The organism is Streptomyces sp. HUAS TT11, from assembly GCF_051553595.1.
In the GTDB taxonomy this organism is placed as follows: Bacteria; Actinomycetota; Actinomycetes; order Streptomycetales; family Streptomycetaceae; genus Streptomyces.
The window spans coordinates 1,763,477-1,786,494 of the sequence record NZ_CP196184.1 but is presented as its reverse complement, the minus strand read 5'-3'; the positions used below and the strand labels follow the sequence as shown (position 1 = coordinate 1,786,494).

The 23,018-nt window shown below is 71.7% G+C and carries 8 protein-coding genes; all 8 read right to left on the bottom strand.

All coding sequences use genetic code 11. From position 1 onward, the window contains the following. Positions 1-163 precede the first annotated feature (163 nt). Positions 164-16,501 (bottom strand): hypothetical protein, encoded by a 16,338-nt coding sequence (locus ACSHXN_RS08220; RefSeq protein WP_438302856.1) that lies wholly within the window; start codon positions 16,499-16,501, stop codon positions 164-166. A gap of 6 nt (positions 16,502-16,507) precedes the next feature. Next, positions 16,508-16,861 (bottom strand): hypothetical protein, encoded by a 354-nt coding sequence (locus ACSHXN_RS08215; RefSeq protein WP_355138897.1) that lies wholly within the window; start codon positions 16,859-16,861, stop codon positions 16,508-16,510. Then, on the bottom strand, positions 16,854-17,366 hold the full coding sequence (locus ACSHXN_RS08210) for a YbaB/EbfC family nucleoid-associated protein (RefSeq protein WP_356294897.1): 513 nt from the start codon (positions 17,364-17,366) through the stop codon (positions 16,854-16,856). The genes ACSHXN_RS08215 and ACSHXN_RS08210 overlap by 8 nt, the downstream gene beginning before the upstream one ends. Then, on the bottom strand, positions 17,363-19,960 hold the full coding sequence (locus tag ACSHXN_RS08205; RefSeq protein WP_356294894.1) for an AAWKG family protein: 2,598 nt from the start codon (positions 19,958-19,960) through the stop codon (positions 17,363-17,365). The genes ACSHXN_RS08210 and ACSHXN_RS08205 overlap by 4 nt, the downstream gene beginning before the upstream one ends. 64 nt (positions 19,961-20,024) lie before the next feature. After that, positions 20,025-20,477 carry a type VII secretion system-associated protein gene (locus ACSHXN_RS08200; protein WP_355138891.1) on the bottom strand — a complete coding sequence of 151 codons (453 nt, stop codon included), beginning with the start codon at positions 20,475-20,477 and terminating at the stop codon, positions 20,025-20,027. A gap of 97 nt (positions 20,478-20,574) precedes the next feature. Beyond that, positions 20,575-20,898, bottom strand: coding sequence for a WXG100 family type VII secretion target (locus tag ACSHXN_RS08195; protein ID WP_059128587.1), 324 nt, complete (start codon positions 20,896-20,898; stop codon positions 20,575-20,577). A gap of 49 nt (positions 20,899-20,947) precedes the next feature. Continuing rightward, complete coding sequence (locus ACSHXN_RS08190) at positions 20,948-21,289, bottom strand: hypothetical protein (protein ID WP_059128586.1); 342 nt, start codon at positions 21,287-21,289, stop codon at positions 20,948-20,950. Positions 21,290-21,404: 115 nt separating this feature from the next. After that, positions 21,405-22,988 carry a type VII secretion protein EccB gene (gene eccB, locus ACSHXN_RS08185; RefSeq protein WP_356294891.1) on the bottom strand — a complete coding sequence of 528 codons (1,584 nt, stop codon included), beginning with the start codon at positions 22,986-22,988 and terminating at the stop codon, positions 21,405-21,407. Positions 22,989-23,018 lie beyond the last annotated feature (30 nt).

Here is a 23,018-nt window from a genome sequence, read left to right as displayed (position 1 = left end):
CGTGGCTCCTTCACGGTCGGGAGGGACGGGGCCGGACTCGGGCCGGGGCCGGCCGCAGCGGCCGTCCGGTGTCCCCCTCCGAAGTGGTGCTCCTGATACATAAGTTGTGGAGGTGAACACCATATGGCCAGTGGTGTCACCCAGGAACCGGGCCACTGAAGCCTCACCCGGTCCCCTCTCCGGTCCGCCGCGGCTCCGGCTCCCGGCCGAGCAGATAGCGCACGATCCGGTCGAGGTCCCCCTGCTCGAAGCCCTTGAACTTGTTCCGGAGGTCATCGGGCTTGCCGGTACGGTTCGGGGCGCCGTACACCCACGGCGGCCGCTTCAGGTCGGGATTGCCGTTGCGCTCGCCGGGCGGCGGGCGGAGGCCGACCAGGAATTTGCCCGAGCGGGTCGGCGGTGCCTGCACGAGAAGCCGCTCATAGCCGGGGGCAAGACCGCCCGCCTCGGTGAGCAGGGAGTTCTCCACGGCGTGCCATTTCTGCATCCGGTCGCCGCCTTCGCTGCCGGGTTCCTCCATGTACCGGACCGTGTGGCCGGCCAGGGCCAGAGCCTCCAGATTGCCGCTGCGGAAGCCGAGATGGCGGGTGGAGCGACTGCCGCGCCGCAGGTACTCGTACAGCCGCATCTGACCGATGCGGGTGTGTCCGCCCCACGCCTGCCGCTCGCTCGCCTCGCCCTTGGCCCAGAACCCGGTGAGGTCGTGCACGTCGAGCCCCTCCGCACGGAACTCCGCCTCCATCGCGGGGTACTTCCCGGCGTGGGCCGGGTCGGCGTAGGCGTCGCCGGCGATGATGACGAGCGGACCGTGCCCGGCCGTGCGCGACTCCTCCCGCAGCCGGGTCAGGATCTGCCGGACACCCCTGTAGCCGGTGTCGTGCTCGACGTGGACGTCGCCCTTCTTGCCGCTGAAGCGCGACCACAGGATGACGGTGTCCCGCTCCGGGGACGGCTCGATGTGCCGCTCGGCGAGCCACTTCCGGGCCGCCTCACCGGCCGCGGCCGGGAAGCCCTCGTCGTCCAGCCGCCATGCGGCGCGCACCTTGCGCCGGACCTCCACGGTGAAATGCTTGCCGATCCAGGTCGTCCCGGAGCCCACCGGGATCAGGAGGTTCCTCCTGTCGTCGGCGGTGAGCTTTCGGCCGATGATGTCTGCGGCCTTGGCCTCGGCCGCCTTCGCCGGCTTCTCACCCCCGGCGAGCCGCACCAGGTGGACCCGCTCGTCCGGGATGCCGCCGGTCAGGTAGAAGTCGTGGATGTCCGGACCCTTGTCCTGCTGCGCCCGGTCGGCGATACCGGTGATCACCGCGACATGGAGGTTCTCGTCCGCGATGAGTGCGGCAGCGATGCCGAACTGGTCGCCGGTGGCGTATCCGGGCTGCCAGAGCAGCCGCTTCGGCTCCGTCCCGGTGTCCTCCAGCCGCTTGCCCAGAGCCGCCGCCAACTCGGGGTCCAGTTCCGGTTTGCGCAGCACCAGGCGGGCCCGGTCGAGTTCGCCGAGTCCGGCCTCCCGGAGCGGGATGGCGCGGGTGAGCTGGAAGGCGACCCGGGCGGCGCCGTCGTGGCCGAGACCAGCCACGTCCTCATGGGTGACCTCGGCGCCCAGGAGAGCGGGGGCGCTCAGCCGCTCCTTGAAGGCGTCGGTGAGGTCCGCCTCGGTGATGTCGCCGTTCTCGGTGAGGGGGCTGCTGCTCGGCTCCTCGTGCGTGTCGGCGTCGCGGGGAGTGGCGTCGACCACCGGCGCCACCGTGGTTCTCGGGAGGGCCGCCAGATACTCCCCACCGCGCCGGTACAGCGTCACCGTGCGGTCCGGCTGCGCCTGGGGCGGGACATGGGTCTCGGCGCGGCCGTCCTCGGAGACGACGGTGATGCGGACCCGGTGGGCGACGGCCGCCACCTCCACCGCGGTACGGGCGGTCGCATCGTCCCAGCGGCGGCCCGTGTGAAGCTGGGTACGGATCAGCGCCCGCTCCTGACGTGGTGTCAGTTCGTGGTCGCCGGGCAGTCTTCCGCCGGAGCGCCGGAACTCCTCGGCCCGCGCCGCGTCCAGGGCGACTCCGGCGCGCTCCAACTCGTCGTGGGTGAAGGCCGCATCACGATCCAGTACGGCGGACGGCGGCAGCGGGGAGCCGCCGACGAGGGCGACCGGGTCGCCCTCCCGGTTCGGGTGGACGGCCGACGCGAGCGCGGACCAGAAGCCGTTGCCGTCGCCCGACGGTTCCATGAGGTCGTGGACGGTGCCGTCCGGAGCCGTCAGCGCGTGCCCGTCGCGTCCGCTGCCGTGCTGCCAGGCGCCGGTTTCCGCGGTGGTCCAGGGTGCCTTGGCGTGGGCGGGCCGCCGCGGCCCGTCGTCGGCCGGTGCTCTCTGCTCGTCCCGGGGCAGCGGCGCGGGCAGTGCGGGCTCCCGGGCCGGCTCGCGGTCAGGGACCGCGAACCGGTAATGACGGTCCTTCAGATGCAGTACGACGTGCGGGAGTTTCTCGTCCTTCTCGACCCCGGGTGGAGTGAAGTCCAGGAAGCCGCCGTCCGCCCGGACCACCGTCACCCGGACCCCGAAGGTCCGGGCGGCGAGGGCCGGAAGCAGGTCGGCGGCGCCATGGTCCCAGCCGGCGTCGTCCGCGCTGTCGCCACCGCGGCGCACCTGGGCCGCGGCGAGTGCCCCGCGCTGTGCCTCGGGCAGATCCGCGTGCAGGGGCAGATGGCCGGTGTCGTCGAACTCCTGCTGCTCGGGTCCCACCGGTGCGAACGCGACCCCGGCGGTCACCAGTTCGGCCGCGCTGAAGGTGTCCCGGGTGTCGGGGGAGACGAAGGCGAGCAGGTCCGCGTTGCCCGGGTCGTCGAGGCCTGCGGCCAGCCGAGCGCGGAGTCCGGTCACGATCTGCTGCCGGTCTGCCGCCGCCGCCAGGCCACCGAGCAGTTCCGGGCCGGCCTGGTGGAGTCCTTCCGCCAGCGCATGAGGGAAGGCGTCACCGTCGGCGGGCACATCGTGCAGCGTGTACACCGCACCGGTCGGCGAGGTCAGCGTCGCCGGGGCGTCACCGGCGCTCTCGGTCTCGGTGTAACGCTCGCGTGCCGGGGCGGACTTCGCGGGCGGCTTGTCGAACACCACGGCCGGCGGTTCGGTCAGACCGGCGCGCCGTTCCGGCTGGTCGGTACCGTGCGGCCCGGCGGGCAGCCGGTGCCAGCGGGTGAGCCGGTCCGTGGCGGCCCTGACCCGGTGGAAGTCCTCGGCCGCCGACTCCGCCTTGCCCAGCTCGGCCTTCATGGCGTCGTATGTGACACGCAGTTCGCGCCGGATCGCCTGCAATGCGGCGGCCGTCTCGCGTACCTCCCGCCGCTCCGCCGCGGCGGGGCGCGGTCCGGAGTCCGGCTGTGCCCCGCGGGTGCGGTCCGCCTCGAGCGCCGTCGCGAGCCGGAGCTTGGCGGCGGTCAGCTCACGCCGTCCGGCGCCGAGACGTTCGCGCAGTTCCGGCATCGCCCGGCGGTGCTGCCAGTACTTCTTGTCCGCGCCCACCCATGTGTCGCTCGCCCGGGTGACCTTGGACCAGGCGTCCGCGACCTGGGGCGGGAAGGTCTCGTCCGAGACGAGGCCCAGCTCACGGGCGACGTCCTCGCGGACCCAGGCGATCACCTGCGTCTCGGCCTCCACCGCCTGCGGACGGGGCTTGACGTAACCGAAGGGGCCCAGGTGCTCTCCGAGCCAGGCGCCGGGCCTGCTGTCCTTGAAGCTGCGCTCCACATCCGCGACACCGAGCCAACTCGTCGGTATCGCGAACAGGAAGGCGCGGCCGGTCTTCGGTTTGATCGTGATCTGCGCGCCCTCGGCACTGCCGAGCCGCGCGGCGTCGGCCTCGGCGGCCGTGGCGTCTGAACCCGCGACGGCCGGGACGGCCGTGCCCGCCACACCGGTGGCCAGCAGCGGTCCGCCGCCCAGCGCGGGATCGTGCGCGCCGCTGCGGGCCACGGAACCGTCGCTTCCGGCGGTGTCCCGTTCGGCGCTCTCCATCGTGGCGTCCGGAGCCACCGCCAGCAGCCGGGCCCCGGCGAGGTCCGGCCGCGAGTAGAGCCGGTACTCGCCCTGCGCGCCCCCGACGAAGCTGTCCTCGGTCAGCCCCGCCACCTGGAATCCGTCGTCGGTGGTGGTGTCGCCGAAGAAGGCGGCCAGGGAGGCGTTGCTCGTGCCGTCGTGCAGCGCCAGTGCCGAGGCGGTGCCCGGCCTGGTCAGCGGGGTGCGGCGGGCCCTGTCGACGGCCCGGTCCAGATCGGCGCCTGACAGCTTCCGCCGCTTGCCGGCCCCGGGGCCGGCCGAGGCGCCGTACGCCCTGGCGACGGCGAGGTCCCCCGCGGCGTGCAGGCCGGTCAGGCCCACGATCCGGCGCACGTCGAAGCCGATCGGCGGCTTCCGGAACGGGCGGCTGGTGCCGTCCGGGTGGGGGGTGGCCCGCCACGCTTCGACGGCCTTCCCCAAGCCCTGCGCGGTGGTGCCGCCCAGTGCCGAGACGGTGACCGTCTTCGGCGGTGCGGCCGGCTCCGGTGGCGCCAGGGGATCCTGTGCGGCTCCGTCCACCGGGGCGGTGGCCGGGACGCTGAGGCTCAACGGCAGCTGCTCGCGCATCCTGCCGACCGCGCCCTCGGCGTGGACGGTACGGCCGCCGCCCAGATCCAGGGTGAGCCGCAGGGTGTAGCCGGTGAGGTATTCGGCGTAGGGCTCGTTGGCGTAGAAGATCGAGGACCGCCAGCGGGTCGTGGAGCGCGCGGTCGTGGTCTGCTGGGTGCTCGACCCCAGCTCGCCGTAGGTCGGTCCGGCGGCCCGGGCGACGGGGTCGCCGGTGCGCACCGCCTCGCCGACACTCATGCCCACGGCCTTGGTGCCGCTGCTGCTCACGGCGTCCTCGGTGGTCTCGGTGGCGTGCCGTCCGTCCTTCAGGACCGCGCTGTGGCCGAGCCCGTCGAACTCCGGCTCCGCCGCGACCAGTTCCACCTTGAGAGCGGCGGTGCGCCCGCCGACGCGGACGCTGCGCCACCCGGGTCCGCCGACCCGGGTCCGTGCCGCGGCGCCGGTGGAGGTCAGCTGTTCCCGCAGGGCGCGTACGGCCCGTGGGGTGACGAGGGAGTGCACACGGTCGCGGCTGGCGTCGTCGACGCCCAGTTCGCGCAGCTTGCCGTCGAAGTCGGCGAGCACCGCGGTGGTGTCCAGGGAGTTCACCGGGTACGAGCCGAAGGGATGGTCGCGCAGCCACTTGGGCTGGCTCCAGGCCCTCGCGGCGTACCGGGGGACCTCTCCCAGCCGGTCCCTGAGGAGGCCGAGTCGGTGGGCGGCCTTCTCCGACACATGGCCGAGCCAGTCCCCGGAGAAGGTCAGCCGGCGCCCCGCCCAGTGAGCCCGCGTCCACGTGGCCAGGGAGTGCAGCGGGGACAGCAGCCCGTCGGCCCGCACCGAGCCGGCGACGTCGTGCTCGGTGTCGCCCGCCACAAGGACCTTGTGGCTCTCGTCGACGGGGTTGATGTCGGCGGTGACGGTGCGGTTCACGCTGTGCGTCACCGCGCGCAACCGGCCCCGGCGGCCGACGAGCCCGTAGGAACCGGCGATCGAGGGGCCGGTGGGATGAGTGTGGAGGAACGCGGCGCTGCCGATGACCGTGAAGCTCTGGGTGGTGGTGACGGCGCCGGACGCCTGGAGGTCGCTGCCGAGCGTCTGCTCCGTCTCGATCTTGGCCGGCTTGGAGACGACCCGCGGACTGACCACACGCATGCGGTGCACGAGTGTGCCGAGCCGGTTGAGGTAGGGCCCCTTCCCGAACAGGCCGGTGATCCGCGAACCGGCCGGTCCCGAGGCCTGGTCGAAGTCGGCCGTCAGGTACTGCGCCTGGAACGGCCGCAGCATGGCGTCATGGGCGGGGGCGCCGGCCTCCCCGAAGTGCCAGGAACCGCCCGAGGCGTCACGCATGACGTCCTCCGCGGCCTTGGTCAGTTCGCCGTGGGCGCCCACGCTCAGCGGATAGTGCGGAAGGTCCCCGAAGGGGTTCGGGCCGTGCTCCCGGCCGGCGCCGCGCACGTCTCCCGTCGCAAGTGCCTTGGCCCGAGCCGGGTCCATCCGCTCGACCTCGACGGGCTTCGGGGTCCCGGCCCCCGCGCGCGGATCGGTGGCAGGGGTGTGTTCGGCGGGCACGGCGAGGAGCACCCGGCCGGTCACCGGGTTCCCCGCGGGGCCGCCGACGAGTGGGCTCTCCTGTTCACGCCGTACGAAATGGTGCGTGCCGAGCACGCCGAGGGAGGCGACGCCGCGCCACAGGTTGCGGAAGCGCCAGTGGCCGCCGCTGACCGCGGACAACTCGAGTCGATAGCTGTGCAGGTGGGACGGCGATGCCCCGATGCTCAGCGACTCGTACGAGACGGTGGCGCCGTAGCCGGTCCTGCGGCCCGTCTGCCGGCCCCAGCGCGGACCCGCCTGGAGGGTGCCGGTGTTGGGGGGCAGGCCGATGACGTCCTTGGCGGAGTCCCGCACCGACACGGAGACGTCCACCCCGGCCTCGTAACCGCGCACGACGTTCTGCTGTCCGTCCAGGCGCTCGGTGCCCGGGGCGCTGCCGCGCACGATCAGGTCGTTCTGGGTGCCCTCGTAGCGCCGGTCGGTCAGCCGGCCGTCGATCCAGATCCAGCGGTAGGACCGGGTGAAGCGTCCGGGGACGACCAGAGCGATCCGCAGGCCGGTGGTGACGAGCGTCTCGAGATGGCCTGCCATGCTGTGGTGGGACAGCGTGTTGATGACGTTCAGGGTGTTCTGGAGCGCCATCCGGTAGTGCTCGGTGTCACGCCAGCGGGGATCGGACGGATCGCCGAAGTCCTCCAGGGGCGCGACCATTCCGGGGTACGCGCGGGCCGCCGCCCGGACGACCTGATCGGTGAAGGTGTCCAGCAGGGTGCGCTCGGGTCCCTCGGTTCCGTCCTTGCGGGTCAGGGCACCGTCGGCGTGGGTGAACGCCTCGGGGCGGCTCATCCCGAGGACCGCCGGGTCCTCCTTGGTCAGATAGACCGGGGCGTGCGGCTCGTTCCGGTGGCGCTTGCGCAGGGTGGTGCCGTCGTCCCAGCCCGCGTGGCGGCGCGCCTCGGTGCGCGTCATCCGGTCGAGGCTCCAGGTGGTGAACGGCGTGGGCTCCGTGTCCCCGGTCATGCGCACATAGACCGTCTTGCGGACCAGATACAGGTCGGTGGGGACCTTCTTGGCCTGACCGACGATCTTGCGACTGCCGGTGCCGCCGAAGACGCCGGTGTGCGTGGTGGTGCGCGCATACCGTCCGGCCAGCCCTGCCATGGCCCGCAGCCCGGCACGCATGCCGAAGAAGTCGGCGAAGGTGGCGCTGGGACCGACGGCCGCGTTGATCTCCTGGCTGTAGGACTTGCCCAGCGAGCGCTCGTTCCTGACCGCCCGCTGGACGGTGTTGCGCATCTCCGCGGCGGCGGACTCGGTCAGCAGCCGCGCTTCGCCGGGCACCACCCGCTCGACCACGAAGGCGCCCACGGGGGAGCGTTGCGGGTCGTCGGCGACCAACTGGCGTGTGGTCACCTTGTCCCGGGCGAGACGGTCGGCCATCCGGTGGAAGTTCTCCGTCGTGAAGAACCCCGCGATCTCGTCGTAGGCGGCGGTGCCCGGTTCCGCGCCGGCCCGTCTCAGGGCCCAGTCCCGCATCTTCTTGACCGGCCCGTAGCCCTCGGTGTGCACCAGGCGGTAGTCCGACGACGGTCCGAGCGTCATGGTGCGGGGCACGCGCCCCGCCTGCGACGGTGAGGTCTCCCCGTCCGACAGCCGGACGGACAGCCCGTTGCGCACGCCGAAGGTGAAGTGGCTCTCGCCGGTGAAGAACGCCCGTGGCAGCCCGCTGCGCGCGACGCCGGAGCGCGGGCCGACCACCTGCACCTCGTACTGGACGTCGTCCAGGTGCAGATGGGACCCGTCACCCATCCGCGTCTCGACCTGGCTGAGGGTCTGCTCCTGCATGCCGTAGTCGTACGAGCGGTGATAACCCAGGGCGCCACCGACGCGGCCGTAGGCGGCGAGCGCCCCGCCCGTGGGCGGTCCGATGGCGAAACTCGGGGCGATCCGCACGGAGGTGCTGAGGTTCTTGCCCGCGCCGGTGGTGACCTGACTGCGCTGGACCCCGTCGAACTTGAACGGAGCGCCGTAGCCGTCGGTGAACCGCTCCCAGTTGCCGTGCGGCCGGGTGGTGACCCGCAGCACCCGCACCCGGCCCCGGGCGTCCCGGAACGCCGGGGACTCGTAGCCGTCGCCGTGGAAGGCCCAGGGGGTGTTCCGCAGGGCCCGCTCCAGATCGGCCAGGGCCTCGCCCGCGCCGGGATCCGCCGACTCGTCGAGTCCCGTCCGCGCGCCGATCTCGCGTGCGACCTGGTCGGTGCCGCGCAGGGTGACCCGGGCCTGCCCGTAACTGCCCGCGGCCGTGCCGTCCTCGCCGTCGCCCGTCAGATGGGCGGGGAGCCGGCTGCCGTCGCTGAAGACCACCGGGCGGCCGTCCCGGGGAGGCGGCAGCAGCGAGCGGTCGAGCCGGGGCGGACGATGGGTGTCGAGCTCGGTGTCGATACGGAAGAAGGCGGGCTTGGGCTTGCCCGGCTTGCTCTCGCCCGGTCCGGGCTGCTGCGGTCCGGTTCCGTCCGGCTTCGCCCCGTGCGGCCCGGGCGGGTTCTGCGCCGGTGAGGACGTGGGGGACCGGCCCGCCGGGCCGCCCTTGGTACCGGTTGCGAAGTGCACCTTCTTCTTCGGCGGCGACGAGGACGGTGTGCCGGGAGCCGCGGCCGGCGCGACGGCCGAGTAGTGGTCCCGGCCGTTGTAGTGGACGTACACCGGGCCGGTGGCGCCCTCGGCCAGATGGTGGTCCTGGCGTCCGTCCTGGACCACGACCACGTCGAGCCCGATGCTCTGCGCGACCGCGGGCAGCGCGCGGTCGAAGAACGGCGTCGCCCACAGCCGCACGTCACGGATGGCACGCTCCACCAGGCCGGCGGTCGTGGTGCCGGTGATCTCGGCGAGGTCCGGAGCCGTCCGCGCCCAGCGCGGATAGGCGGTCTGCAGCAGACGCCGCCAATGGTCCTGCGCCGTCGCGTCACCGGCACACAGGCCGGCCAGGAGTCGAGTGCGCAGAAGCTCGGCGTGGTGCTGGTCGGCGATCCGGTGCCGGTCCTGCAGGGGCGCGCCGTCCACCCGGGCCTGCCGGCCCGGGGTGAGGGCGGGCAGCGGTACGCCGCCCAGTACGCGTCGCAGCGTGGCGGTGTCCAGGTCGCCCACGAGGACGTCCAGCGGATCCATCCGCATGGGCTCCTCGTCCCGCAGTCCGGAGCCGGCGAACCAGTCCGCCGCATGGTCGCGGAGCCTGCGCACGGTCATGTTCCGCACCTCGGAGGCCGGTTGCTGCCGGGCGGCGCTCGCCAGCACCGAGGTGAAGAAGCAGTCGCCGTCGCCCGCCACGTTCAGCACGTCGAGCCGGGGCCGGCCGCCGGCCGCGGGGAGCTGCCGGGCCACCGTGCGGACCGCGGTCGCCTCGGGCGATCCGTTCCCGCCGCCGTCGGGCAGGGCGTCGGATGCCGGTGCGCTCTCGCCCGGTGGACGAGGCGCGGACGGGGAGGCGGCGGGGACGGGGGACGCGGACAGCCGGAGCAGTGCCGCGGCGGGGTCGGCGTCGTGGGTCCTGCCCGCCTCGGACAGCACGGTCCTGTACTGCCCCGCGTCCGGCGTCGCGGTGCCGGGCAGACCGAGCAGGTCGCGGGTGATCCGGCGCAGCAGGCCGGGTGTCATCCGGCCGTCGGTGTGGCCGGCGGCGGAGCCGTCCTGGCCCGGGTTCCAGCGAAGCGCGTCCAGTGCCGCGAGGTCGCGCAGCAGCGCATGGTGCTCGGCGGAGCCCTCGATGCCGGTGCCGAAGGTGCCGCGCAGCGTCCGGATCAGCTGGAGGGTGTGGTTGCGGGCCCAGGGGTCCGCGGCCTCCGGGCCGTCGTGCAGTCCGGCGTGCCGCGCCAGGTCGTCCAGGGCGTCACCCGACGGTTCGGGGGTGAAGGCCGTCCAGGCGCCCGGCGTGCCGTCCGGGTCCAGATAGAGGATCGTCCGTATCTGCCCCTTGCTGTCCACGGCCGTACCGGCCTCGGTGGTGGGGGCGTGGACCACGCGGCCGGTCAGATTGGCCACGTGCTGGGCGACGGACAGCCCGCCGTGCTCCGGCGGCCGGCCGGTGGAGCACGAGTACAGCACGATCGGCCGGTCCTTGGGTCCGAGGTCCCCGCGTTCCAGATAGCGGGCGAGTTCCCGGCCCGTGACCTGCACGGTGGTCCCGTCCGCAAGGGCAAGGGTGACCCGGGTCGGCGTGCCGTGTCCGGCGAAGAAGGTGGCGCCGCCGTCCCGCCACGGCAGGGCGTGCGGTGCACCGACGAGGACGGCACGGTCGGTGCGGTGGTCGGAGTAGGTGCCGCCCGCGAGCACGGTGGGCATGCGCTGCTCGCGCCGCGCCCAGTCACCCGGTGTGTAGGAGGCCTGGCCCACCTGCCGTCCGTCGCTCCCCGTGAGCGTGATCCGGCGCAGCGAGGAGTCGGCCACCGTGCGGTCGTCGAGGGTGCGGACAGAGGACGTAGGGACGGCAGGGACGGGGGCCGGCGGGTCCTCGGGGGTGACGGGACGGGTCACCAGACGGGTGGGTGCAACGGAGCGGCCGCCGGTGCCCCTGCCCTCGGTGAGGACGTCGGACGTGGGGTGTGCGCTGGTCCCCGCCGTTCCCGTGGGGTCCGCCGGACCCGGACCCGCGAGGGCCGACGTCGCACGGTTCAGGCTGGTGATCCAGTCGTCGAACGGCTTGTTGACGAAGACTTCCAGCATCTGCGACGTCAGCTTCTGGCGCTCCGTCATGGCCTGCCTCGCGGCCGTCGACATGCGCTGCTGGGCGGCCGCGGCCATCATGCCGGCGTACTCCCCCACGAGCTCCCGCTGGAGACTCCGGCGCCCCTGGGAGAGGCTCGTCGCCAACTGCTGCAGGGCCGCGAGGTCGGTGACCTGCTCCAGTCGCCTGATCTCGTCGGTGATATGGCTCTGGAGGCGGCTGACGACCTGTTGCACCGCCGTCGCCTCCGCACCGGAGGGCTTCGTCCGGGCGAGGCCGTCACGACGTACGTTCAGGAGCGAACCCGGGGCGTCCCGTTCGGCCCGGGCCTTGGCCACATGGAGCCCGGCGACCGTCCGGGGGTGCGGTGCCGCGCCCTCGTCGCGCAGCAGCTCCGTCCAGTTCTTCGCGGGGTTGTGGATGAACTCGTTCACCAACTGCTGAGCGAGATCACGCACCTTGACGGCGGCCTCGCGCTGCTCCCTGGAGGCATTGCCGCCGACGACGCTCGCCTGGCCGATCAGGCTCTCGAGCTGATCGCGCAGCGTGGCGCGCTGCGCCTTGAACTGGTCCGCGAGGTCACGGAGGGAGGCGAAGTCGGTGACCCGCCCGAGCGCCGCCACCTCGCGGTCGATCTGCGTATCCACGGCGTCGAACAGGTTGGCCGGCAGCTGCGGGTCGCCGCCCGCCGGGCGTACGTCGAGGATCTTTCTGCGCAGCTGCCGCAGCGGCCAGTTGTGCTGCTCGCGCTCGCTGCGCGCCATCGCCTGGTAGAACCGCACCGTGTGCTGGAGTTCCCGGCCGGGGTCGAGCACCAGCGGACGTCTGCGGAACTCCCCGAAGGAGATGGAGTCCTTCGCCCGGGCACTGGTGTGGTTCTCCTGGCTGAGGATCTCCCAGCCGTTCGGACCGTGCCACAGCATGTTCGCGACCTCGAAGAGCCGGTCGCCGCCGTCCGCGTGGTCGCCTCCGTAGTACTCGTCGTGCCCGAACCAGTCGGTGGGCCGTATGTCGCGCCGGAAGTCGACGGTGTGATGGAAGTTCGACTCCGGCGACTGGTAGTGCCATACGGTGAAACGGTCGGGTGCCGCGTGGCCCGACACCACGAACGCACAGCCGTTCATGGCCGGCGTCACCACCAGCCCGGGACCGGAGCCGTCGCGAGGGTCGCGGGGTACCGAGGTGTGGCCGATGCTGCGCGCGGGGTCGGATGTCCCTCCCGTGAGGTAGGGGGCGAAGGCGGCCTCCACATAGCCGTGTTCCGCACGGAGCGGAGGCAGCGCGTCCGTGGGCAGATCGAAGGACCTGACGTCCGCGTAGTGGTGCGCGTACCACTCGACCGCCGGTGCCAGCACATACACGGGCCGCCCGCCGGGGTCCCGGCGGCTGTCCTGGACCAGCACGAACCGGTGCTGGTCCAGGGCCGGATCGGCCAGGGCCCTGACGAACGCACGGCGGGCGTTCGTGTCGAGCCCGGGGGCATGCAGCGCCAGACCCTCGTCGAGGTCCATGGACAGGACGTTCGCCCCCAGGAAGTCCGCCGGGGCGGCCGTCAGCGACTGCTCGGCGGCGAAGTCCCCGCTGTTCGCGACGGGGTGGGAGGCGAGGAAGGGAGCCGGGTGGTCGGACGTGTCCTGGTGCGCGGTGCTGCCGCTGCCGCTCTCGACGAGGACGCCCGTGGTCGGCTCGGAGGAGTCGAGCGGATCGGTGACGTCTCCCGTGGGCTCCGACGAGCCCAGCAGATCGGTGAAGTCCCCGAAGTCCTCGTCGGAATCATCGGACGAGCCGAGCAGATCGGTGAAGTCGCCGAAGTCCTCGTCGGAATCATCGGAATCATCGGAATCGCCGGAAAGACGGGAATCACCGGGACCGTCGGAGGCCCCCGACACGGTGGACACGGGGGACGGCCCCTGTGTCCGTGTCGAACCGGTGCCGACGGTGCCGACGGTGCCGTCGGAGACGGTGGCCGGGCCGGGCGGGATCGTCGACTCCGTACGGACAGGGCTCGGCGGCGCGCTCCGCTGTTCCTGGCCCGGTGCCGGGTCATGGGCGGAGACCGCCGGCAAGGGGCGCGGCGGGCCGGAGGAGGCGTCGGTGCGGGCGCCGGAGAAGGCGATCCTCAGCGCCTGGAGCACCTGGTCGTTGCGCGGGTCCCGGGCCTGTGCCGCCAGGTTCCGGAAGTAGCCGTGGAGCGGAGCTCCTTCGGTCACGGAGTCCCTGATCGCGTCCGCCACGGCCTGCGTCTGCTCCGCCGTCGGACCCACCGAGAGTGTGCGGGTCGCGTCCCGCACGGTCTTCTCGTGACCGGAGTGGAACTCGTCCACCACGTCCTGCAGCTGCCTGTGCCGGTCCGTGTTGAGGACGAGCTCGGCCGGATCCCGCATCTGCCGCTTGACCTGCGCGAGATCGTTCGAGTCGAAGTCCACCATCCGCCGGACGGTGTCGCCGTCCCCGAGGATGCCGGTGATGCGTTCCTTCGGCAGGGCGTCGGTCAGCCGCAGCATCTCGTCCTGGGTCAGCAGCCGCCCCCCGTCCTGCGAGGGGAGCGCGCCCAGCACCGACCGTGCGGTATGAGTCGTCTGGAGGTCCTCCCAGCCCGGGGCGCTCTCCAAGCGGGTACCCCACTCGCTCTCGCGCACGATCGCCTCGGTGACGCCCTGGAGCCGGTCGGCGGCGTCCGGATCGTGACGGTCGTACGGCGTGTGGTGGGTCAGTACGGAGAAGAACGGGCGCCCGAGAAGCTGTGCCAGGTTGCTGGTGTTGGCACCCTCCAGGACGGCGGGCAGGGTGCCGAGCTGGTACACCTGCCGGAACACGTCCTGCGGCAGCTTCCCGCCGTTCACGATCAGGACCTGGTCCGGGCCGAGGGCGGCGATACGGTCCGCCAGGTCTTCGTCGTCGAGGTCGGCGTGATCCAGCCAGTCCGCGGTGTGGCGCGGAGCGAACGGCACGGTGGCGTCGCCGAAGGTGATCACCACCGAAGGCTTGCCGAGCCCGGCCGCATGCGCTCCGGAGGCCAGCGTGTTCACGGCGGAGGCACGGCCGGGTGCGGCCACGTTGTGCAGGCCGTAGACCGGCATCAGATCGGCCCGGCTTTTCAGGACCGCGTCCACCACGGCCCGCAGACCCGCACCGCGTGCGCCGCCGACCTGGTCGGCGATCAGGCTGTCCAGCTCGGGCCTGGTCAGCTTCGGCACATGGAAGCGGTACAGGGCGCCGCCGGGGATCGGCGGGGTACCGGTTCCGTCGTCCTCCAGGTTATGGACCGTGACCGGCCCCTCCGCGCCGGGGCGGGTGTAGAGCAGCCGGTGCGACTGGCCCCACGCGTACGGTTTGAGGACGATCGCCCGGTCCGCGCCGACGAAGTCGAGGAACTCCTTGGCGGTTTTGGGGTCCGGGTCGAGACGGTCGCTCGCGGCCACCAGGACCAGGGAGTCCTTGATGCCTTCGGCCTGGACTCCCGACCCCGCCGTGCCCGACCCGAACGTGCCCGTGCGCCAGTCGATCCGCTGGTTCATGGCGGCCGGCACCAGCAACTGGAGCCGGTCCTGGACACTCTCCGGGGCGACGACCGTGATGCGCCCCTCGTAGCCCAGCTCGTGCAGCGAGTCCATCAGCATGGTGGCCGCCGCCTGGTGGCCGAAGTTCGCGGCGTCGTCCACCACCACCGTCACCCCGGGCAGCGAGGCCAGCTGCTCGTGCACGGTCCTGCGCAGCTCCAGTTCGGCCGGCGAGGGCAGGTCCCCGCCGCGGTGGGCCGCGATCTCGTCGAGCAGCTGCTGTGGTGACGCTTGCGAGGTGTCGGGCGTGAACAGCCGCCGCCAGGCGTCGTGTTCGCTCGGGGTGGTGTTGCCGGCGGCCGGTGCGGCCGCCGGGTGCGCGGTCGGCGGGGACGGAGCCGTGACGGACGGGGGCGGACCGACGGCGGACGCCGGGGTGACCGGGGGTGCCGAGTCGACCGGGGGCGCCGGGGTGAGCGTCGTGTCCCCCCGGTCGTCCGCGGCCTCGGTGGTGACGGGGTGCGGGGAGGCCTCGTCGGAGGACGTCGTACGCGGTCCGTGCGCGGCGGACGAGGGGTGCGGGGACGCCGAGCCCGTGGTGCCGGGTGCGTGGTCGACGGCCGGCTGGTCGCTGTGCGTCGTGGCGCTGTGCGGTGCGGTGGTGTCGCCGCTCTCGGTGAGGACGCCGGTGGTGGGGCTCTCCTCGCCGCTGTGGTCGGATCCCTCTTCACGTTCGGCGCCGTCGCCCTGATCTGCACGCGTCTGCCGGTGCTCGTCGCTGCGCTCGTCGTGTGTGTCGCCGTGCCCCACCGTGCCGGTACGACCGCCCGTGGCGGGGTTGTTCCCGGTGCCGACCGTGTTGGTGTGCGTGGGCGGCGGTGTGAACGCGGAGTCCTCGGAGGTGTCGGAGTGCGTGCCGGTCAGGGAGTTCGTACGGGTGCCGGAGCCGGATCGTGGGAGCGAGGCACCCCCCGTGGACAGCGGCACCGAAGTCCCGGGGCCGTTTCCGGACGTGCCGCGGGTCCCTCCTGCGTGGTCTTCGGAACCTCCACGGGCACCGTCCGCTCCGCCGTCCGACGCACCGTTCGATGCGGGCGTGTTCGGGCCGAAGGTGTTCCTGATCCAGTTCCCGGAGCCCGCGGCTCCCGCGCTGAGTGTGTTCTCGACCTTGCCGCTGATGCCCGCGCCGAGGAAGGTGTCCCAACTGGTCGACCAGTTCCCCGTGAACAGGCCGCTGCCGAGGAACTCGGCGGCGGCCTCCGAGCCGCCCTCCACGACGAAGTCGCGGCCGTCCCGGCCGACGTCCCGCGCCACCTTGTCCGGTGAGAAGTGGGAGTTCCTGCCGCCGAGGTCACGGACGTCGTTCTTGCCGACCTTCGAGACCACGTCGTTGGCGAAGTCCTTGTCGAAGCCCTTCCCGAAGGGGTTGTTCTTGAAGAACTTGCTGATGACGTTCCCGACGTTCGAGAACGCCCCGTGGAAGATCGAGGCGAAGGCGCCGAAGGCGCCGTCCTGCGCGATCTGCGCCCAGTCGAAGCCCTTGGGACGGCGGCCCTCCGGTCCTGCGACCATCATGGCGAGCCGGACCGCGAAGGTCATGAACGCCTCTTCGAACGCCTCGCTCAGGGTGGGCATCAGATGCGTCCGCTTGAGCAGCGTGTCCATGACCGTGAGGATCACCACACGGCTGCGGGCCCTGGCGACGGCCGCATCACCGGCGGAGGAGCCGCCGCTGAAGATGGACATCACGAGGATGATGGCGAGTTCGATGAGCAGCCGGATCAGCTCGGCGATGATCTGCCACTTGGACTCGGTGATGTTCATCGACGTCTGGACGCGCCCCTGCGCGATCTCGTCCAGCTGGTCGGCGAACTCCTTGAGGTAGTTCGTTCCGCCGTCGTTGACGAACAGGTTCATCGCCCGCACGTAGTCGTTCCCGACCCGGGGCGGCAGCGCCCTGCCCGTGCCGACGACGGACTGCTCGATGATGTCGGACAGTTCCAGGACCCGCTTGCCGAGCCGCTTGTACGGCAGATGGCTGGCGTACGCCTGGTCCTCGTTCGCCTGGAGCAGCCGTTCGCCGATCAGGACGAACAGCAGGTTGTTGAGCTGGGGCGAGGCCTCGATCGCCATGGAGGCTCAGTGCCTTCCACCCGAGGTGTTCCCGCGGCCGGACGACTCGTGGATGGCGTCGAGGTTCCCGCCCTGGGTGGTGAGGATGTTCTTCAGGTTGGCCGTCGTGCCGTCGGCGACGGAGACGACGGCATCGGCAAGTGCCTGCCCGGTGTCGCTCGTGCTCTCGCGCTCCTTGTGCTCCTGCGGGACGACTTCCTTGGCGAAGCTGTCACTGGTGCCCGGCCAGTCCCGGGTCAGGTTCACCTCGTTCACGAAGTCCCTCATCATCTCCCGGGCGATGGAGCTGATCTGGTCGATCTGCCGGACCCCGCCCTGGATGCGGGCAGGGTCGGCGAAGTAGGAGTTCTCGTCAGCCATGGGTCGCCTCGTCCTCCGCGTCCTCGTCGATCTCGTCCCGCAGCCGGCGGTCGCCGCCGCGGCCCGCGGCGGCCTCCGGCTCCTCCAGCACCCCGGGCCCGAAGATCCGCGCCCAGTCGACGTCGACCCCCGTGAGCTCCGGCACCGTGGTGCTGGGTTCGGTGAAGGGCTTGAACGTCTCCATCACACGGCGGGACATCTGCGTCCGGGCCTGTCCGGCGGAGTCCAGCACGCTGGCGGCGAGTTCGGCCGCGGCCATGGTGCGGTACTTGCCGTCCAGGAACTTCAGTCCGGTCAGCTCGCCCTGCGGGCCGACGGTGACCTCCACCGCACGGTCCCGGGACCGCACGGTGACCGTGGCGTTGCGCAGTTCCTCCTCCGCACGCGCCACACCGGCCTGCACGGTCTCCAACTCGGCCATCGCCTCGGCCAGGCGTTGCTGCACCGACAGGGGCCCGGCAGACTCCCTGCGGCCGGCGCCCCCCGCGTCCCGCGTCCCCGTCATCGGCCGATCACCGCCGGGGCGCCGCCCTCGTCGGTGCCCCAGACGTCCTCGTCCTCGGGCACCCAGCTGGACCGCTCGCGGTCACCGCTCTCGGTGCTCTGGGCCCCCTGACCCGCCGGGGAACCGCCGCCGCCCATCGGGTAGTACGGCGAACTGGTGGTGGGGGTCGAGCCGCGGGTCAGGACCATCTCCCGCTCCTCCTCTTCCCCGCCCGACGCCGCCCGGGAGACGGTCGGACGGCGCAGCGAGGCGCCACCGGTCTCGTCCAGCACCTTGCGGACGCGCTCGTTGTTCGACTGGTTGCCGGCGCCGCCCATCCCGCCGAGACCGCCCGGGTTGAGCGGGGTGCCGCCGGTGGGCGGGGCGGCGGCGCTGCCCGCGGCGAGGGCCGATCCGCCCGGAGCGCCGAGGGCGCCGCCGGTGAAGGGGGTGCTGTCGTAGTCCTCGAAGGCGAGGTCGTCACCGTGGAGACCGTCCAGGCCCGAGTTCAGGGACCCCGAGTTGAGGGAGCCGGAGTGCAGGGACGCGGAGTCGAGGGATCCCGGGTTCAGGCCGCCGGAGTGCAGGGACGACGGGGCGTTGAGACCGTCGAGCCCGTTGAGGCCGCCCGTGGAGTGCCCGTCCGTGAGGTGGGAGAGGTCGTCGGCGCCCGAGCCGAGGCCCGCGTTGAGGTCGGTCGTGGTCACCGAGCCGTCGGGATGGGTGGTGGTCGCCGAGCCGGTGGCCGGGTCGACCGTGGTGCTCGTCCCGTCCGGGAACTTCGTGGTGAGCGTGCCGTCGGCGTTCAGCGTCGTCGTCGAGCCGTCCGGGTTGGTGAAGCTGTCGCCCGCGTTGAGCCGGGAGGTGGTGACCTTGCCGCCGGGAGAGGTGGTGGTCATCGCGCCGGTCGCCGGGTTGAACGTGGTGCTGCTGCCGTCCGGGTAGTCGGTGGTGAGCGTGCCGTCGGCGTTGAGCCGCGTGGTGCCGCCGCCCGGGTTGGTGAGGGGGTTCCCACCGTCGTTGAGGCCCAGGTGGTTGAGCGGGTTGTTCAGCAGGGGGTTCGGGCCCCCGGGATCGCCGTTGAGGGTCAGCCCCGAGCCGGGCGGCCCGTTGAGGTTGGAGCTCAGATTGTGGAGGTTGTTCCCGAGGTTGTTCCCGAGGTCCCCCAGGCTGTTGTTGAGCCCGTTGGTGAAATTGCCCAGGCCGTTGTTCAGCCCGTCGCCTATGTTGCCGAGCCCGTCGTTGAGATTGTTTCCGAGGTTGTTGAGGTTGTTTCCGAGGTTGTTGAGACCGTCGTTGAGGTTCTGCTGGTTGTTGTTCAGGATGTCGTTGAGGTTCTGCTGATTCTGGTTGAGCTGCTCCTGGTTGAGCTGGTTCTGCTCCTGCTGGTAGGACTCCGACAGGGACGTGGTGTCCTTGGTCTTCAGCGGGTCCTCGAACTCGGTCCCCGCATCGATCCAGTTGCCGTTGAGCGTCGACAGCGACTGCGTGGCGACCGGCACCAACTGCTGGTTGACATAGTTGTTCCAGCGCGTGACCGCGGTCTCGCCGAGCTTCTTCCAGGACTGGATGTCGTTGAGGTTGCCGTAGACGGGGTGGTTCTCCAGGAACCCCGCACGCGTCGAGTAGCTGGTGACGGTCGTCTCGCCGCCGTACGAGGTGGTCTCGTCGATGTAGGGCACGTTGTTGGTCAGCACCCATGCGGACAGCTCGTCCAGCAGTTCCAGCACCGACCGGTGCGGATCGTGCTCCCGGGAGCCCGCCCACGTGGTCCAGGCGTTCTGCAGGTTGGTGATCTCCGCGACCAGCTGCTGCTGGGCCATCGCCAGGGTGTCGCCGAACTTCGACTTGGGGGAGACGCCGTTCACCGTGGTGTGGGCGGCGTGGTAGTCGGCGCCGCCGAGCTGTTCCACATAACTGTCGTAGTTCTTGCGCAACTGATGGACCAGGTGCCAGAAGACGCCCGCCGCCTGGCCCTTCCATGATGCCTGCTCGCTGCCGAGCGAGGTCTCCCACTGCTCGAGTATCTTCGCGTGGTCGATGAAGAACTTGGCCGCACGGTCGAAGGCGAGAGCGGTCCGCTCGAACGAGTTCAGATCCACCGCCTCGGCGTCCGCCACCGGCAGCCCGGAGTACGAGAAGCCGCGGGTCGTGTGGTCCGCGAGCAGCTTGTCGAGCGCCGCCTTGGCGCCGCTGACGTACTGCGACATGGGCCCCGAGTCCCACTGGTCGCCGTAGTGGCCGGTGAACGCGCCGCCCGAGATCATCTCACCGGCGTCCAGCAGCCGCGCCCTGCTGTTGGAGTCGACCGGCACGCCGATCAGGACGATCCTCGCCCGGTGCATCTCGACACCGCTGTGCGCCCCGTCGCCGCCCGCGGTGTAGAAGACGAGGTCGTAGTCCTCGCCGTCGTGCTTCATCCAGCCGCTGATGGCCGAGTAGTCCTCGGCGGTCACCGCCCTGACGCCCATGGACTGGATGTCCATGCGGAAGAGCGGGATGCCCTCCTTGCTCTTGAGCTTGTCGAACAGCGTCTTCCGGCTGGGCATGGGGAAGCCGGTGTAGAGGGTGACGGCCTTGCCCCAGTAGTCGTCGGCGTCGTTGGTGGCTGGCATCGCTCATGGCTCCGCGGAGGTGGGGGGACGGGTGGGCGGGCGCCGCCCGGCAGAGGCCGGGTGACTAGTGGGTGTTGCTCTGCGAACCACCCGTGTCGCTCAGGTCGCTGTCGACGTCGGAGAAGATGTCGAGCAGTTTCTCCCCGTCGATCGACGTCAGGCTGCTGCCCTGGGTCTTCAGCAGCGTCCTGATGGTTTCCCGTACGTCGGAGTCGATGTCCTTGAACAGGGTCCGCTGCGCCGCGAAGATGTCGTCGACGGACTGGGCCTCGTCCTTCACCTTGGAGATCAGGCTGGCGCCGTGCACGTCGTCGGTGCCGGCCATGAGCCCGATGGCCAGGAAGGGGTTCTCCTGGAGGGTGTCGGGCGTGTTGCGGCCGTCCAGGAGGCTCTTGAGCGCCTGTGCGCCCGCGGGGTCGTCCTTGCGGATCTGCTCCAGCGCGGTGACGAAATCGGCCACGTCCCCGTCGAGGAACGCCTGGAGTCCCCGGGAATCCAGATGTGTCAGGTCCGCCACGGCATCCTCCTGCTCTGCGTGCTGCTGATGTGCCGGGTCCGCCGTCGCGACGCTGGGGCCGGACGGCGAACGGCGGGGTGTCGGTGCGTGCGGCGGCTCAGCGGCCGATCTGGACCTCGGACCACATCTGCGACAGCGAGTTCTCGCTGTACTTGTAGTTGCCGGAGATGTCCGTCAGGAGGCTCGCGTGCGAGTTCAGCAGCTGCTCCATGTTCTTGACCGCCTGGTCCCAGGCCGCCTGCTTCTGCGTGTAGACCTCGGCGTCCGAGCCGTACCAGGTCTTCTTCAGCTCACTCAGTTCCGCCTCGAGCGAGGACAGCGTGGTCGCGATCGCCCTGGTCTGCTGGACCATGTCGTCGGCCGCGTTCTCCATGTGGCGGTAGTCGACGTAGATGTAGCCGTCGGTCAGGTTGTCGGACATGGGGGGTCTCGTCTCGGTCGTCGGTGCAGGGACGTGGTGCGGGGCCGGGTCAGGACCCGGTGAGCTGGTGGAAGACCGCGTCGGAGGAGTTGTACGCCTGGTTGATCGCGTCGTTGGAGGAGCCCTGCGTCTTGCCGTGCTCCACCAGGCTCGTGTTGAGCTTGTCGACCATGTCCTCCAGGTTCCGCAGGATGACGTTGACCTGTTCGTCCCACTGCTGCAGGAGCTGTCCGTACTGGCCGCCGTCGCTGCCCTGGTAGCCGCTGGACAGGGTGGCGCGGGTGCCGTCCACGTCCTGCCGTGACTTCATGATCCCGGAGAAGGCCGACTCCAGAGCCTGGATGCCGTTCCGAGTGGCCTGTTCGCTTGACTGCTGGCCATCGCCTGCCATGGTTCGCCTTTCCGTCGAACGAATGATCTGCTTCTGGTGAGATTAGAGTTGCTTCAGGTTGTGGAGCAACGCACCGCGAAAATGTGTTCCTTGCGCATGTCGTTGTTCAACTTCCTTAACGTTCCGGCAATGCGGCGGCCAGAGAACCCCCGGCCGCCGTGCCGAGTCCACCGCCGACCGCCGCGCCGAGGCGACCGCCCGGCGTCACGCCGAGGTGATCTCCGCCCGGCGCGCAGCCCGGCGGAGTGGTCACCGCGCCGGTCCCGCCGACGGCCGCTTGCTGACTGAGGTCCGGCCCCGAGGGCAGCATCGACAGCAGGGGCGAGGGCAGCGCCTCCACATCGCCCTGTGCGTACCCGAGTGCCTGGAGCGCCGCCGGCGTCGGCACGCGGTACTTCACACCGTTGTCCGCGACCAGGTACGTCGTGTCGCCGACCGCCGTGCCGTTCCCGCCGAGCGCCCGCACCAGCACACCGTGGCCCGGACGCACGACGGTGGCGTCCACCCGCACACAGGCCGCCGTCACCTGCTGGGAGTCCACCTGGACGACCGGGGCGAGCGAGCCCGCCGGCACCAGCACCGTGGTGACCCGGGTACCGCCGTCACCGGGCTGCACCCTGGCACAGGCCGACGAGCCCTCCGGCACGTCGACCGCGTGCGGCGGGGAGTCCGGGAGGCCCGCCGATGCGGGGGAGCGCCCCTCGCTGCCCGGTGCGGCGTGCTCCTTGAGCGCCGCCGCACCGATGACGGCGGCCGTGGGCGCCGACCCGCCGTAGGCCTCCTTGCGGGTGGCCGGGTCGCCGAGCACGAGCGCGGCGCCCGTGTCGGTCAGCGGCACCAGGCCCTCGCTGCGCAGCAGGTAGTACTGGGAGTCGGAGCCGGGCACCCGCACCTGGAACACCTGGCCCACCCTGCCGGTCCGGCCGTCCAGCGACGGCCCCGAGGACCCGCGGCCCGGCACCGCGGGCGCGGCCAGGTCGGGTCCGGAGACGAGGGCGTCGAGGAAGGCCGCGGACACCGGGCGCGGGGTCACCGATCCGTAGCCGAGGGACACGGCGGCGCCCGACGTCTTGTCCAGCCGCAGCCGGCTGCCCCGCCACACGAGGTACGTCGCCCTGTCGGGCCCCGCCACCACGATGCCCCGGTCCGCGCCCATCCCCGTGCCGTCCGTGGGGGCGCCGGCCACCAGCGTGGTCAGCGCGGCCGTGCCCGTGCCCGCGTTGCTGTCCACCGTGGCGACGGCCGAACAGACCTGCCAGGGGCCGCCGTCCAGGTCACCGGCTTCCGGTACGGAGTCCGGGGCACCCGGGATGCCGACGGGCGCGCCGACCGGGGTGTCGCGCAGTGAGGCGGTGCGCACATCGGTCGTCTTGAGGTCGGCGCCGCCGATCAGCAGCGCCGAGGCATAGTTGCGCACCGGCCTGAGCCGGCCGCCCACGTACAGGAAGCGGCCCCCGGTCTCCTTGTTGACGATGAGGCTGTTCGCGGTGCGCCAGGAGTCGTTGCCCCCGGGGTTGATCAGCCCGTAGACCACGGCGGCCGCCGCGATCACCACGGCGATGACGGTGCCGATGACAACGCCGCGGGTGGTCCGCCCGAGCGGGCTCTCCGGGGCGTCCGGGTCGGCCAGCAGCATGCCGGAGGTCAGCCGGCTCATGACGAAGGCGTGCGCCTGCACCTGGTCGCGCTTGGACTGCATGGTGCCTCTCCGATCCCCTCTGGTCCGCCG

Bases quoted from the DNA above. Each gene is read 5' to 3' on its own strand.
- ACSHXN_RS08205 (WP_356294894.1), bottom strand. From the start codon at position 19,960: ATGCCAGCCACCAACGACGCCGACGACTACTGGGGCAAGGCCGTCACC.
- ACSHXN_RS08195 (WP_059128587.1), bottom strand. From the start codon at position 20,898: ATGTCCGACAACCTGACCGACGGCTACATCTACGTCGACTACCGCCAC.
- ACSHXN_RS08220 (WP_438302856.1), bottom strand. From the start codon at position 16,501: ATGGCGATCGAGGCCTCGCCCCAGCTCAACAACCTGCTGTTCGTCCTG.
- eccB (WP_356294891.1), bottom strand. From the start codon at position 22,988: ATGCAGTCCAAGCGCGACCAGGTGCAGGCGCACGCCTTCGTCATGAGC.
- ACSHXN_RS08190 (WP_059128586.1), bottom strand. From the start codon at position 21,289: ATGGCAGGCGATGGCCAGCAGTCAAGCGAACAGGCCACTCGGAACGGC.
- ACSHXN_RS08210 (WP_356294897.1), bottom strand. From the start codon at position 17,366: ATGACGGGGACGCGGGACGCGGGGGGCGCCGGCCGCAGGGAGTCTGCC.
- ACSHXN_RS08215 (WP_355138897.1), bottom strand. From the start codon at position 16,861: ATGGCTGACGAGAACTCCTACTTCGCCGACCCTGCCCGCATCCAGGGC.